A 14,618-nucleotide genomic window follows, 5' to 3' on the forward strand; every position below is an offset into this window, starting at 1 on the left:
GCGGACTTAGTTTGTGTTGCCCCAGGCTTGAGTCGAGCATTTAATGAGTTTGATTGACAAATTCTTGAGTCCAAAAAACTGTTTTGCTGCCTAACTGTCGCCCGTGAATTTTCACATGAGTAAGATATTGTGATTTTAAAGTACACAGTTTTTTGTGGATGTATGTAGCTGTAGCCTGTTGGTTTGGTACTTCAGCAGACTCTAGAATCACATGGAGCCAACCGTCTTTAAATCCCGCTGTAGCAGCAATTCCCTTAGGCTGTAGCAATTGATTAATCAATTGGGCGATCGCCTTTGGTTTGCCTTGTTTTGCCATTTCCAGAAGCTGATACTGATTTGCTTTATGGCTAGAGTGATCCTGCGGTATTTCTGAAATATCGTCGGTCAGGTTTCCTGTGATTTCAGAAGGATATTTACCGCTTTCTTTCGACTCCAATTCGATCAAAATTTCCAGCAGTTTATCTGTAAATTTTTGAACTTTTCCTACATACTCTCTGAGATTTTTATATTTCCAGTACAAACGCTCCTCTGGACTTCCCGTAGAAAATTTTCCGTTCAAAGCAGCTTCTAACTGGGTGAATATATTTTCTATTTGCGCCGTTGCGGAGTTAGCACTTTGACTGACTAATTCTGTCATTTCTTCTTCCAATTCCAACTTGCGTTTGATGGAATCGCTAATATTTATAATAACAGGAGCCGCCGGTTCTAAAATTTCGATAATAGTCGGCATTTCTGCAACAGGGAATGTTTCTACCATTTCCTGTCTGAAATCGGTAGCATAATTATTGCTGCTTTCGGGTTCTTTAAACTGTACATTTTCTGCCGTGTCTGGCACTAAGTAACTCTTTTGGGGGTCATAATGATAGTGAGATGGAGCAGCTTGAAGGATGTGAGTAATCTCGCCTGGATCAAAATAATCGCTGCGCCTGTCCACCAGCTCGCTCTCTTGATAAACACTGTTGTTTAAATGTGTCTGATCGTAATCTTCGCTAGCCGAAGATTCGGCTTCATCCGGTTCTTCCTGCTGCATTTTTGCGTAACAAGGATTCATCGCTTTGATGATTACGCTCGCAGCTTGGTCGTTTTCATCTCTGTTGTCAAGATTGCTAGCAGTTGTATACAATCGAGATTCGAGTTCGGCTAGGCTGCCACAGACATTAAACAGTTGTCGTAGTAGATTGTCAAGCTCTTGAGTTTTCAGCAGTAGCCAGTCGCGATCGCTAAAAGTAAACTGGTGATAAAGAGTTGAGAAAATTAGGATTTTCGCCCTCAGCGGATTTGTTTGCTGCAAAATTTTTTGTCGGACATCAAATAATTTGCCGGGGTTTCTTGCACTTTCTTCGCTGCTGGGTACTTCCGAACTAAAGTGCTCTTCAAATGCGGGAGCTTCCGGACCGCCAAAACTAGATATGTTTATTTCTAATTTGGTGAAATCTTCAAATTCATACAGCCTGCTAAGTTGACAGACTATGAGGTCTGCTACTAAAGCATACTCGGTTTTTTTATTAACCTTAGAGACTATACTATTTAAAACTGCTTCAATATCTTCTAACCTGCTGTACTTGGCGCACAGTTCTTCAATTAAAATCCTTAGATCTGCGCTGGCGAGTTGGGCAGGATCGTTTTCCCAGAACTCTTTACAAGCAAAAAATATTATTTTTTTAATACGCGAGAGATTCACGTCTTGTTCTAATTCGCGAACAACTTCATCTAAAATAGATAAAGCTTTCATAGTTTTCCTCCCATAAAAATACCCTGTCAACACTCAGCAAGAAATAATACAATTATACCACATTTGATAAATGCAAGACTTTGATGCGATCGTAATTGGCAGCGGTATTGGCGGCTTAGTCGCCGGCTCGATGCTAGCTCGCTACGGCGAGCGGGTTCTCGTATGCGAGAGCCACACCATAGCGGGCGGGGCAGCTCACAGCTTTTGGCGCCGGGGATTTCACTTTGACTCGGGGCCTTCTTTTTATTGCGGTTTGACTGACCCGCAGTCGTTTAATCCTTTGCGGCAAGTTTTTGATGTTTTAGAGGAATCGATCGCAGCAATTTCTTACGATCCGCTGGGGCATTACCATTTTCCAGAGGGAAGTTTACCGATTTATGCTGATGCGAGAAGTTACTTAGATGCTGTAGCTAAATTCGCACCGCAAGGTGCTGTAGAATTACAGCAATTTCAACAAAACTTATTAGTTTTGTATGAAGCTTTGCGTGGAATTCCGGCTTTAGCGCTGAGATCCGACTGGCAGTTAATACCTGTTTTGCTGTCTCGGTACTCCCCTGCTTTGCTGAAGCTGTTGCCGCTAGTAGGTGCGATCGCGGGTTCAGCAGGTTCCTTGATGGATCGGGATGTGCGCGACCCTTGGGTGCGGCGTTTGATTGATTTGGAGTGCTTTTTGCTGTCGGGTTTGAAAGCGCACGGAACTGTCGCGCCGGAAATAGCTTTTATGATTGGCGAACGATCGCGCTGTGCGATCGAATATCCTGTAGGTGGCAGCGGTGCGATCGTCGATGTTTTAGTGAGAGGTTTGCAGCGCTGGGGAGGAAAATTGCGCCTGGGATCTCCCGTGGAGCAAATTTTAGTTGAATCCGGCAAAACCACCGGCGTTCGCTTGCTAAATGGCGAAATTATCCGCGCCCCAATTGTCATTTCAAATGCCACAATCTGGGATACTTATACAAAATTACTGCGACCAGGAGATTTGCCGGAAAGCTACCGAAAAAACGCTGTGTCGATGCCAGCAGTAGACAGTTTCATGCACCTGCATTTAGGAATTAAAGCCGAAGGACTCGAAGGTTTGACCGGCCACCACGTCGTGGTTCACGATAGCAAGATTGACATTACAGTACCCGGAAATACTTGCATGATTTCGATTCCTACAGTGTGGGATGCAACTCTCGCGCCGCCCGGACATCACGCCATTCACGCTTATACATTGGAACCTTACGAAGGTTGGGAATATGGCGAATTGTATCCGCAGAAAAAGCAAGAGCGATCGCAATCTCTGTTTCAAGCTTTAGAAAAAATTATACCGGATTTGCGATCGCGGATAGTCTTAGAGTCGATCGGCACACCCCTAACCCACGCCCGATTTTTGCGCCGATATCAAGGAACTTACGGGCCTGCAATTGCCGCCGGAAAAGGCACATTTCCCGGGCCGCAAACACCAGTCAAAGGCTTGTATCGCGTGGGAGACAGCACCATGCCGGGAATTGGCGTCCCCGCCGTCGCAGCATCGGGTATTTTGTGCGCGAATACTTTGGTAAATTCCGATGTGACAGCACAATTTTTGTAAATTGGTAGAGGAAGCGGGCGGGTTTTGCCCAAGATATTTCCGGCAACTCAACAAATAGATAAACCCGCCCTCTGGGAACCACTAAACTGCTTGCTGGAGCGCTGATGAGTGCTAAAGACTGATTATCCACCAGCGGCAAAAGCGCCCAGAATTGCGATCGACAAAGCCAAACCGGGCAACAGCAGCAATCCTAACATCAAAGCATCGTGTCCACTCATCACTTTCTCCTGATATTGACGTTCAACATTATACTCTATAAACCGTCATCTTGCCTCGACCTTAAGAATTAAAACCGACATATAGATTCAGGATTGACAGGGCAAATTTTATTAACAATGGGGTTCCCGCGCAAGTCCAAGCTAGTTAACTTTTGCATAGATTGCAGGGAACTGATATCCGAGATTTGATTGTTGTACAAGTCTAGTAAAAATAAATTATTTAAAGCTTGTAGCGCACTGGTATCGGAAATCGGATTGTTGAACAGATAAAGTTCAGTCAAATTAGTTAACGATTTCAGCGGACTGATGTCTGATATTTGATTGTTACCGAGGTTGAGTTCAATTAAATTAGTGAGCGATGTCAAAGGACTAATATCTGAGATTTCATTTTGGAATAAAACCAATTTATTTAAGTTAGTTAGCGATGCCAGGGGAGTAAGGTCAGATATTTTATTTCCGAAGAGAAACAGCGTAGTGAGATTTTTTAAAGAACTAAGCGGGGTGAGATCCGATATTGTATTATTGTAAAGGTAGAGTGTCTGGAGTTCAGTTAAGTTTTCCAGAGGAGCGATATCTGAAATTTGATTGTTGTAGAGGATCAGCGCATTTAAGTTCGTTAAAGCTTGCAACGGAGTAATGTCGGAAATTTTGTTGTCAAACAAGACAAGTGCGGTAAGATTAGTTAGACCTGCTATGGGACTGATGTCTGAGATTTGATTGGTATCGAGAACGAGTCGAGTCAGATTTATTAGAGATGAAAGCCCGCTGATATCTGATATTTGATTAACATCCATAATCAGAGTTTTCAGATTGGTTAAAGATTGCAGGGGAGCGAGGTCAGATATTTGATTACTGCCGAGGATGAGATTAGTAAGTTGAGTGAAAGATGAGAGGGGACTGATATCGGTAATTTGAAGATTTTTGAGGTTAAGTTCTGTTGTATTATAAAGCAGTTCATTGGCTCGATCGCACTCGGAAGAATCTGATACTTGCAACAGTATTTCTACCGTATGTTTAGCGTCGGGCGAGAGATTTTCTTTGTGCTTGCACCAATCTGGAAAGTTATTATAAGTTGTCATGGGCTGTGCTGCCTTAATCGATTTTAGATGGGAGATTTGAAATTTTAGATAAGTATAGCAATTCTATTTCATTTGTGAATGAGATTTTTTTCGGGTTTTGGGAAATTTCAGCAAAAATTGTGTAAAGTAATCTTAACATCCTTAATTGAATTGCATTCGCAGGAGCCAAGAGCCAACTATGACACCAGAACTAATTTTTAATGCCAGTAATCTGTTCGTTGTGCCTTTCTGGGCAATTATGATTTTATTACCCAACTGGGGAATTACCCGAAAAGTGATGAATTCCTTTATTCCGTTTGCAGTGCTAGCCGTTTTGTACATATATTTGTTTGGTAGCAGTCTGACTGCGGAAAATGCGGCTGCTTTGTCGAATCCTAAGTTAGCAGATATTGCTAAGTTTCTGGGGGAAGAAACAGCGGCGGCTACGGGATGGATACATTTTTTAGTGATGGACTTGTTTGTCGGGCGCTGGATTTATTTGGAAGGGCAGCGGACAGGAGTTTGGACGGTTCATTCTTTGGCTTTGTGTTTTTTTGCTGGGCCGATGGGATTGCTTTCTCATATTGTAACTGCTTGGATTACTCAAAGGTTTTTCCCGAATTCTGAAAGTCTTTCAGGGGCGGACAAGATGCCCGATCCACAATAATAAAATTGATGTATTGTGGAACGGGCCGCTGGTGGCCGTTAGTTTCTAAGAATGGTGCAAGATATCAGTAACAATATAGATCGTAGCTAAACCAGAAAGAGGTTGATGACGATTTACCTTTGGGTGGGGGCGGGTTGATGAGATTATTGGTCTTAGGCCGAGATTGTTGGTGAAACCCGCCCCTGCAATCATCGAGCGCAGCTTGGAGCTTTTACAATATTTTACAATATTAAGAATTGGCTAGGGGCAGCACTAAACGAGCCACAATTAAATTGTTTTCTAACATTTCTAAAGAAAAGTTTCCCCCCATTAAGCGTATTGCTCGCTGACAAATTAAGAGAGTTTGGACGATCGACCTATTGGAACTAGAAACGGCTAATATGTCCGGCCCGGAACCGCCGTTGAAGGCAGCAATTAACTGTCGATCGCACGCGCCGCTATCGATCACAGACAATTCTAGCAAACCTTCCCCCAACAACTGAGAGCGAATCTCAATCTTGTCACCAACTCCAGAGCGCCTGCAAGCAGCCGCGAGCAATTCGCACAGGATCAAATCCAGCTTGATGCTGTCGCCGCGAACGCTCAAAGTCTGGCCGGCCCGCATCGACACAGCAGTTTCTCTGTGCACCTCCAGCAAGACTTGCGACTGTTTTACCAGGGAGGCCGTTCGATCGATCGATCGCCTCAGCCAAGCGCTCACAGGCACTGCATCTTGTCCGAATTGCAGCCGCCAATGTTCCTGTTTCAGCAGCAAATGAGTTGACCCCAAAGCATTGCCCATTTGCCGCAAAACCTGTTGGTAGCGCAAAATTTTCAGAGCATCTTTTTGCTCCTTCGCCGACTGCAAAATCGACTGACTCAACTCCCCCAACTCCTTCACCCCCGCTCCCACAGTGCGGTAAAACTCCTCAAAACGGCGCTGTTTGTACCAGTTGAGCAACTCCAGATCCAATCGCTGCGACTCGGCTGCCGATTGTACCGCCAAATACCTGCGCCACCAAGCCAACTGAGACGCCATCGAGCTGAGTAAACTCACCGACAACTCCGACCACTGGCGGCCCGGAGCGTCCGCAGCCACCACAATGCCCGCCGGAGCGTGTTCTGGGGCCGTCCGCAGCGCCACCGTCAGAATCTCGCCAATTCCCGGACTGCGGAGCCACCGCTTCGTCCCCAGTGGCAGTTGGCTCGTGCTCTGTTGCAGTACGCCCGCTTCTGCCAGGGTTTGTTGGATCAAAGCATCTGTTTGGACAGGAATCACGGCATCGGGATTGAGGGCAAATACGGGATTGGCAGCTAGCGCCGTCGCAATTGAACCTTCCTCCTGACCCGGATTCCAAGTAATTACGGCTACTAAAGGACAGGAAAGTGTTTGGGAAACGTGTTGAGCAAAGTTACGATCGAGCTTTTGTAGCGGCAACTCTGGGAACATCGTCGGTGAAGCAGCAGATATTGGTTGCTCAGATTGCTCCTCCTCAGAATGCTGCAAAACCGCCAAACCCGATTTGAGCGAGCGCTCAAATTGCTGATATTTTTCGATTTCCGCACTCTGCTGCCAGGAGTGCAGGATCAATCCTAGCTGTTGGCCCACTAGCCGAACTAATTCTTGCTCTGATCGCTTCCAAGTGCGAGTTGCATTGTGTCCGACAACCAGCAAACCCTCGATCGATTTTCGATTGGCGATTTTCGATTTGAGATTGGGGTTTTCTCCCTCTTGATTTTTCCTCCGAGTGGTCGATGCCAAAAGCGATCGCACCCCCGCCTCCGCCAGCACTTCCCGCCAAGCACCCAACCGCCCGTCTTCCTCCCAATTTTCAATAGCCAGAGGTGCACTTTCTTGCAACAGCCCCACGTCAGCCACATCGAGGGCGTTGAGTGGCGACGGCACTGGCCTGCGGTTGCGGGGCAAATTTTGGCAGACAATCTCAAAGCGATTTTGTTCTTCGCCGTACAGCAGCAGCAAAAAGTATTCGCATTTGAGCCGCCCGCACAACTGCTCAGCGGTATTTTTCAAAGTCGCCTCCCAGTCAGCATCGCTGTAGATGGCGCGAGCTATTCCGGCAGTTAAATCTCGATCGATCTCAGTTTGCTGAATTTTCTCCTCCATCTCCGACACAGGAGCCGTCAGAGCCACTAACTGCGCCACTCCCTGCAGGTAATGCTTTTCATTGTCTTGCCAAATCCGGGGTTCGCTGGCTTCGACTGCCAAAAATCCCAACAATTCCCCTTCGGAAACAATCGGCGCAGCCAACAGAGAGCGAGCGCGGATTTGCTGCATCAACCGCCCCGTCAGCTCAGTTTTCAGAGAACTTTGAGATTCACCGATCCAAACCATTTCTTCCCTGCCCAAAGCCTGATAAAATTCGCCCAAGTCTTGGACGGTGATGCCCGAAGCCGCTCGGCTCGGCCCGCCCAAACCCGGAGTAACTTCGCGGTTGCTGACTCGGCGCCAAAAATAGCGTCGCTCTCGCTCGAACCAATAAACATTGGTGCGCGTCGGCTCGATAAACTCATGAGTTTGTTCGACAACCGCTTGCAAGTATTGGTCGAGCGATCGCAATTCCCCCAACTGCGAAAGCAGCGCTAAAAGAGACTCGTCTGGGTGTTTAACTTGTTGTCGCTGCCAGTCTTTTTCTATTTGGTAAAGAGCAGTTGCCAGCGCTCCAAATACGATCGCCAACTGCGTTTTTTCCCCCGACTTGGGCGACGCTCCCCACACCTGGGTGCCGAGCAAAATCACGCCGTAGCAGCGGTCTTTGTAGCGCAGCGGAAACAGAGTCGTGCCTTGAATATTGAAAGTTTGAGCTGCTTTGCGCCATTCTCCGGCTCTGTTTTCCGATCGCAAATCCGGAACTCCCACCGGGCGGAGCTGAATCACCACTTGTTCCAGCAAATCCCCCGGGCTGAGGGCAAACCGCTGTTTGAGAAAAGACTGGTCGCCGTTAGGAGTCATGCCACCTTTGCCGAACAATCTGTGGGCCTGTCGATCGTACAACCCGATCCAAATCAACCGCCAGTCAAATTCCGCTTGCAAGTAATCGAGTGTTGTCGAAAGTAGCACTTCCACATTCTCCTCTTCTCGGAGAGTCTGGAGAACGCGCTCTAGGGTCGCGATTTGTTCGTCTAAATCCTTTGGTCTTTGCTGCTGCCCCATTTCCAAGCTTCCCCGCACCTTTGTCTAATTTAAAATTACTCACTTAAAAATTCAAAAAAATAAAATGCAAAAGAGTCAACTTATAATATAATCGTCTCACTTATCCTTCAATCTCAAACATTGGATAAAGTCGATCGAAGTTGAAGCAGAAACTTCGCCTTCGCTGTCGGCTCGTGAATATTTTTACTTTCCTTCTCATTTCTAATTTGTAAATTGCCCCAGTACAAATCATTGGATATTTATCAATCAAGTGTACGCCCGCTGTTGTTTTCGGTATTGAAAACCGATGCTGAGTGGCTGCACAACCGCACTCTTCAAGTTCTCGAACTCGCAGCCCGAGCCCAGTCAAACCCCGCAACCAGCCAAATGCTCTGGCGATTGCAGAAATCTTTGGGAGTCGAAGATTCTCGCCTCGAACAATCTTTGTGGGGACTGAGCTTTAAAAATCCTGTCGGCTTGGCTGCGGGATTTGATAAAAACGGCGTAGCTGCTGACATTTGGGCAAATTTTGGCTTTGGCTTTGCCGAACTCGGCACTGTCACTTGTCAACCACAGCCGGGAAACCCCCAACCTCGCTTGTTTCGATTGACGGAGGACAGTGCAGCCCTCAACCGCATGGGATTTAACAATCAAGGAGCCGCGGCAATGGCAGCCCGGTTTCAGGCAGCACAGAAACAGTCAAAATTCGATGCCTCGCGCCCGATGCCTCAGTCTCGGTTCCCCTTGGGCATCAATCTCGGTAAATCTAAGGTAACACCGTTAGAGCAGGCAGCAGCCGACTATTTGGAGAGTTTTAAGCTGCTGAAAGATTGGGGTGACTATTTTGTAGTCAACGTTTCGTCTCCGAATACGCCTGGGTTGCGATCGCTCCAAGATGCTGCGGGGCTTAGCACAATTTTGGAAATTTTGCAACAAGAAAATCAGGGAATCAAGCCAATTTTAGTCAAGATTGCGCCGGATTTGGAGTCAGAGGCGATCGTATCAATCCTCGACTTAGCAAAAACCTACCAACTAGCAGGAATTATCGCCACAAATACCACCATCCGCCGCGACGGATTGAAAACACAAATATTGCGAGAAACAGGCAAACCAATCGCCGAAGAAGCCGGGGGAATTAGCGGGGTTCCTGTGCGGGAGCGATCAACAGAAGTAATCCGATTTATCTGGCAATATACAAAAGGCGAATTGCCCATAATTGGAGTTGGCGGCATTTTCAACGCCGAAGATGCTTGGGAAAAAATAGCCGCCGGTGCGAGTTTAATTCAAGTTTACACCGGTTGGGTTTACGAAGGGCCTTGGATGGTGCGTCGGATTCTCCAAGGTTTGCTGCAAAAGTTGGAAGAACGCGGATTTAGTTCGATTTCTGAGGCAGTAGGTTGCGGGAATAAATAGGTAAAAGAAAACCAATCATGTCTTTCAGTTGTCATAGGAGTAATGGTTATCATTCAGTATCAAATTAGAAAACCCATTGAAGAACCTATTTAAAAACTCATTATTCAGTTGCAGCCTCACGATGCCCAGCAAGTTTTTTGCGGAAACATTCCCGCTTTCCAATGTTGGCGAACCTTGACTGTGGCTGGCAGGAAAAATCCTTCTGAATTATTAACAGGTGTTTGTTTAAGTTCTTTGACTGCTCCGCTGGATTTATCTAGCCACAAGGCTCCAAGATGATCTTCATCTGGTCCGAAGTGGTAAATGACGGCAGTATCATCCTCTTGTTCTTTCAAAAGTAAAACGTAAATAGCCATATTTCGTTTTTTGGTGAGTTAGTTTCTTATAATTATACTCTAACAGAACTGGTTTGCTGACAGCGTAACACTGTACTAGGACTTACGCAAATTACCTGACCATACACTACCTTTAGTAGTAATGTGCAAGTCCTATTTAAGTCAATACCTTCTGCTATGGCTGCGGTGGTGGATTCTAGGGGCGACCGGAGTCTAAAGTTGCTTCGTGTGCCCTAAAGGCGAATTGCCCATAATTGGAGTTGGCGGCATTTTCAACGCCGAAGATGCTTGGGAAAAAATAGCCGCCGGTGCGAGTTTAATTCAAGTTTACATCGGTTGGGTTTACGAAGGGCCTTGGATGGTGCGTCGGATTCTCCAAGGTTTGCTGCAAAAGTTGGAAGAAAAAGGATTTAATTCGATTTCTCATGCCGTTGGTTCGGAAAACATTAAGTAGCAGATATGGACACAACAATATTGTGTCCCTATGGCGGATTTATAGCAACCGCCAAAACGGTTGATATAAATAAAAGTTTGATTTTGGGAATTGGGGGAAGCCCAGGGATGAGGCATTGAGTCCTATCCGATGGGGAAATGGGCAAGCCTGTACTATAAAAAGCACAGGCGAGAGATTAGGAATTGGATGTTAAAACTTAAAGATTCATGGCACTCTGGCAGAATACCAGTCATTATTACCAATAACCAATAATATCAATTCCGGTTACACTCCTTATGATGGGGAGTGGAGATTGGTGCGTGGGGAATGTGGAATTGTGCGACCTTGACTTGATCATTCCCATTCAACAGGAAACGATATAACCAATAGCCCAAAAATTTACTTGGGTTTAGAAAGTCCTGCCAGCGACCAAGTTAGGCTCACCATCATTAAGCGTGCTAGAGCCTTCAAACCATCTTCACCGTGATTTTCAAATGCTTGAGACTCGGTTTGAGAATTATCATTTTCTGGCAAGTCTTGAGTGGCTGATGGTGGTTTTTTCAACTCCGATTTGTCACAAGATACCTCAAGACTGACTTGTGACTGATGATTTTCTTTTTCTCTCATTTTATGAGTCACCTCCTTGAGTTATTGCAAACATAACCCATACTACAAATATAAATTGTTTGTTTCCGGCATTTGGCGATCGAAGTTTTCTTACATGGCGATCGTAATCAGCAAGTGAGGTGATACCCATCACTTAAGTGTTATTTTTACTTACTAGCGATGTTTTCACAAATCTGCTACAGTTAATACCTAATAATCAATTTCACGCTCAGCGACCTCGAATTGAAAGTAAGCCTCGGAAAACTCAGAATAAACTAAGAAAATAAAGGTGTAGAGCTGATGGGAATTTATCTCGATACTGCAATTGTAGCAGAAGCAAAAGAAGCGAGCAAGTTCGGCTGGCTTTCGGGAATTACTACTAATCCAACCCTCCTGGGAAAAAGCGATTTATCTCCAGATGTGACGCTAAAACAACTGGCGAAACTTATTCCGGGTGAAGTGTATTATCAGCTAACCGCATCTGATTTTGATGGCATGGTAGCAGAAGGAAAAGCGGCTTTTGAATTAATTGGACAGCAAACAGTGTTGAAAGTTCCAGCAACGGCGGCTGGTTTTCAAGCAGTAGCGCATTTGTCACCGGAAATTCCTTGCGCGGTGACGGCGATATACAGCGCATCACAAGCTGTTGTCTCAGCAGAAGCGGGGGCTAAATATGCGATCGCCTACGTGAATCGCGCCACCAGACTCCTAGGAGACGGTTTTGCCTTAGTGCGGGATATGGCAAATGTGTTGCAGAGAACTAATACTGAGATTTTGGCAGCTAGCATTAAATCGCCGGAAGAAGCGGTAAAGACTTTATTAGCTGGCGCACATCATTTGACATTGCCTTTTGACCTGTTGCAGGCGATCGCAGTTCACGAACTTTCGCAGCAAACTGTTGATGAATTTGCCAAAAACGGGCGGGGAATTAGTTATTAGATTTTGCAATACAGAAAACTTCCTTAATTCTGGAGCAAGTATCATTCGCTCGCTGACTGTATATATGTTTGGCTATTTTGTCTACTGTGGGCAAGATTGGTTGATAAATATGGCTTTTATGAAGTCAAGGTTATGACTTTTATGAATTGACTTTGAGAGCTGCTTATTGAATAATTTCAATCAACCGCACGGCATCTCCCAACTTCTACTCTTAAATGTCAGGGCTTATGACCATTACTCGCGTCTCAGTTGACTCAGCAGGCAATCAGGCAAACGCCTCCTCCTTCGACATCTCCATCTCAGCCGACGGGCGGTTTGTCGCGTTTACTTCTGATGCCTCCAACCTCGTGCCGGGAGATACTAGCAATAAGCAAGACATCTTCGTGCGCGACTTGTTAACCAACACCACCACCCGCGTGTCCGTAGACTCAGCAGGCAATCAAGGGAACAGTGGCTCGGGTGCTGCTTCCATCTCCGGCGACGGGAGGTTTGTGGCGTTTACTTCTGTTGCTACCAACCTCGTTCCGGGGGATACTAACAATCAGCAAGACATCTTCGTGCGCGACTTGTCAACCAACACCACCACCCTCGTCTCAGCCAGCTCCAACGGCGATCGGGGCAACGGCGACTCCTTCAGGTCCTCCATCTCAGCCAACGGGCGGTTTGTGGTGTTTTCATCTGAGGCCTCCAACCTCGTGCCGGGGGACACCAACAATAGCACCGACATCTTCGTGCGCGACTTGTTAACCAACTCCATCACCCTCGTCTCAGTCGGCTCCACCGGAGATCGGGCGAACGACAGCTCCTACCGCCCCTCCATCTCAGCCGACGGGCGGTTTGTGACCTTTGATTCTGAGGCCTCCAACCTCGTGCCGGGGGACACCAACAATAGCACCGACATCTTCGTGCGCGACTTGTCAACCAACGCCATCACCCTCGTCTCAGTCGGCTCCAGTGGCGAGCGCGGGAACGACAACTCCTTCAATTCCTCCATCTCAGCCAACGGGCGGTTTGTGGCGTTTCATTCTAAGGCTACCAACCTCGTACCGGGAGACACGAACAATAGCCGTGACATCTTCGTGCGCGATTTATTAACCAATACCACCACCCTCATCTCTGTTAGCTCCAGCGGCGAGCGCGGGAACGACGACTCCTTCAACCTCCTATCCCCTGGTGCCATCTCCGCTGACGGACGATTTGTGGTGTTTGAATCTGCTGCCACCAACCTTGTGCCGGGGGACACTAATGGTAACCAAGATATCTTCGTGCGCGACACGCTCGCCAATACCACCACCCGCGTCTCTGTTAACTCAGCAGGCAATGAAGGCAACAGCATCTCCTACATCACTTCCATCTCCGCCAACGGGCAGAAAGTGGGGTTTTCATCTGCTGCCACCAACCTCGTGCCGGGGGACACTAACTTTGACTTTGACATCTTCGTTGTTGACTTAACCAACACTTCGAGCGGCATCAATAACTCTCCAAACCTGATCAACGGCACTCCCAGCAACGACAACCTGACAGGCACGAACGGCAGCGATAATATCAGCGGTTTAGACGGCGATGACACGATCGCCGGCAGACAAGGCAACGATATTCTTATCGGGGGAGGCGGCAGCGATATCCTATTTGGCGGCAAAGGTTTTGACACCCTAAACGGCGGCTTGGGAAACGATATTCTAGTCGGCGGTGCGGGCAACGATGTATTTGTTTTAGGTGCGGGATTGGGAGTTGATACAATCTCTGATTTCACCAAATCTCAAGATACCATTCAATTAATCAATGGCTTGACCTTCGGACAACTATCAATTTCCTCTGGAACTAACGGCACATTAATTAGAGTAGCCAGCAGCGGTGAAGTTTTAGCTTCTTTGACAGGCTTTGCTCCGAACCTCATCGGCTCTGAAGATTTCATCTCAGTCTAGAGATAGATGGTAAACTGGTCATTTGTTAAATCACTTTTGCTCAGAGGAACATCATGATTAAACTTGGCAAACAATCACTCGCATTAGTAGGCACATTTCTTGCCGTTTTGCAACCAGCATTTACCGCTAATTCACAAGAAAGCAACACGGAATTTAGCAAACTTCAATCCTTATTAGAAGCCAAAAAATGGTAAGAAGCCGATCAAGAAACAGTCTCTCTGATCCGCAACAACCCCGCCAATCTGTCTTGTCCGAACCTCCGCGCGATCGATGGGATGTGGATGCAATCGAGCAATGGCAAATATGGATTGACTCCACAGTTAGAGATTTGGCAGAAAGTGGGCGGTTCTAGCTGTCGAACTTGCGAAGGTCAAATTCAAAATTTTAGCAAGCAAGTAGGATGGAATATGAGCTCGCAAGTAAGTCCTATACCAGGGGAGTTTCCAGCCCAGTACCCAACTGTTGCTTCATTAAGTTGGCAAAGTTATGTTGACAGCGATAAAAGCATAACTAGGTAGGGCTTGCCGAAAAAGCCTAAAACCTCGACAGAGAAAGACTTTGAATGGTTTGAACGCTCCGCGTGTGCAAGCTT

Annotated in this window: 11 protein-coding genes and 1 pseudogene; 7 read left to right on the top strand and 5 right to left on the bottom strand. The window is 46.6% G+C overall.

Annotated elements, in window-relative coordinates:
* Positions 1-40 precede the first annotated feature (40 nt).
* Complete coding sequence (locus QUA74_RS15100) at positions 41-1,732, bottom strand: hypothetical protein (RefSeq protein ID WP_333330207.1); 1,692 nt, start codon at positions 1,730-1,732, stop codon at positions 41-43.
* A gap of 70 nt (positions 1,733-1,802) precedes the next feature.
* On the opposite strand from QUA74_RS15100, the gene QUA74_RS15105 reads away from it, so the two are divergent.
* On the top strand, positions 1,803-3,302 hold the full coding sequence (locus QUA74_RS15105; protein WP_333330210.1) for an NAD(P)/FAD-dependent oxidoreductase: 1,500 nt from the start codon (positions 1,803-1,805) through the stop codon (positions 3,300-3,302).
* Positions 3,303-3,588: 286 nt separating this feature from the next.
* Here the strand turns inward: QUA74_RS15105 and QUA74_RS15110 are convergent, their stop codons facing one another.
* Positions 3,589-4,599, bottom strand: a complete 1,011-nt coding sequence (locus QUA74_RS15110) for a leucine-rich repeat domain-containing protein (protein WP_333330213.1) — start codon at positions 4,597-4,599, stop codon at positions 3,589-3,591.
* Positions 4,600-4,777: 178 nt separating this feature from the next.
* On the opposite strand from QUA74_RS15110, the gene QUA74_RS15115 reads away from it, so the two are divergent.
* On the top strand, positions 4,778-5,245 hold the full coding sequence (locus tag QUA74_RS15115; RefSeq protein ID WP_333330215.1) for an ABA4-like family protein: 468 nt from the start codon (positions 4,778-4,780) through the stop codon (positions 5,243-5,245).
* 229 nt (positions 5,246-5,474) lie between these two features.
* Here QUA74_RS15115 and QUA74_RS15120 read toward each other — a convergent pair whose 3' ends face one another.
* Positions 5,475-8,396, bottom strand: a complete 2,922-nt coding sequence (locus tag QUA74_RS15120) for a GAF domain-containing protein (protein WP_333330218.1) — start codon at positions 8,394-8,396, stop codon at positions 5,475-5,477.
* Between the two features lie 231 nt (positions 8,397-8,627).
* Between QUA74_RS15120 and QUA74_RS15125 the strand changes: the two genes are divergently transcribed.
* Positions 8,628-9,788 (top strand): quinone-dependent dihydroorotate dehydrogenase, encoded by a 1,161-nt coding sequence (locus QUA74_RS15125; RefSeq protein ID WP_333330221.1) that lies wholly within the window; start codon positions 8,628-8,630, stop codon positions 9,786-9,788.
* Positions 9,789-9,904: 116 nt separating this feature from the next.
* Here QUA74_RS15125 and QUA74_RS15130 read toward each other — a convergent pair whose 3' ends face one another.
* Positions 9,905-10,144, bottom strand: coding sequence for a hypothetical protein (locus QUA74_RS15130; protein ID WP_333330224.1), 240 nt, complete (start codon positions 10,142-10,144; stop codon positions 9,905-9,907).
* A 214-nt stretch (positions 10,145-10,358) separates the two neighbouring features.
* Between QUA74_RS15130 and QUA74_RS15135 the strand changes: the two are divergent.
* A pseudogene (locus QUA74_RS15135) lies at positions 10,359-10,577 on the top strand (quinone-dependent dihydroorotate dehydrogenase); the annotation flags it as partial.
* 378 nt (positions 10,578-10,955) lie between these two features.
* On the opposite strand, the gene QUA74_RS15140 reads toward QUA74_RS15135, so the two are convergent.
* Positions 10,956-11,183, bottom strand: coding sequence for a hypothetical protein (locus QUA74_RS15140; protein ID WP_333330227.1), 228 nt, complete (start codon positions 11,181-11,183; stop codon positions 10,956-10,958).
* Positions 11,184-11,462: 279 nt separating this feature from the next.
* Between QUA74_RS15140 and QUA74_RS15145 the strand changes: the two genes are divergently transcribed.
* The 3 genes from QUA74_RS15145 to QUA74_RS15155 all read left to right on the top strand — a co-directional run bounded on the left by QUA74_RS15145 (position 11,463) and on the right by QUA74_RS15155 (position 14,544).
* A complete protein-coding gene (locus QUA74_RS15145) occupies positions 11,463-12,101 on the top strand; it encodes a transaldolase family protein (RefSeq protein WP_333330229.1) in 639 nt (212 codons plus the stop codon).
* Between the two features lie 227 nt (positions 12,102-12,328).
* Positions 12,329-14,026, top strand: coding sequence for a calcium-binding protein (locus tag QUA74_RS15150; RefSeq protein WP_333330232.1), 1,698 nt, complete (start codon positions 12,329-12,331; stop codon positions 14,024-14,026).
* A gap of 221 nt (positions 14,027-14,247) precedes the next feature.
* The gene (locus QUA74_RS15155; RefSeq protein ID WP_333330244.1) at positions 14,248-14,544 is read left to right on the top strand and encodes a GUN4 domain-containing protein; all 297 of its coding nucleotides are present in this window, start codon (positions 14,248-14,250) and stop codon (positions 14,542-14,544) included.
* Positions 14,545-14,618: the final 74 nt, after the last annotated feature.

It is taken from the genome of Microcoleus sp. LAD1_D3, assembly GCF_036702135.1.
Lineage (GTDB): Bacteria > Cyanobacteriota > Cyanobacteriia > Cyanobacteriales > Microcoleaceae > Microcoleus.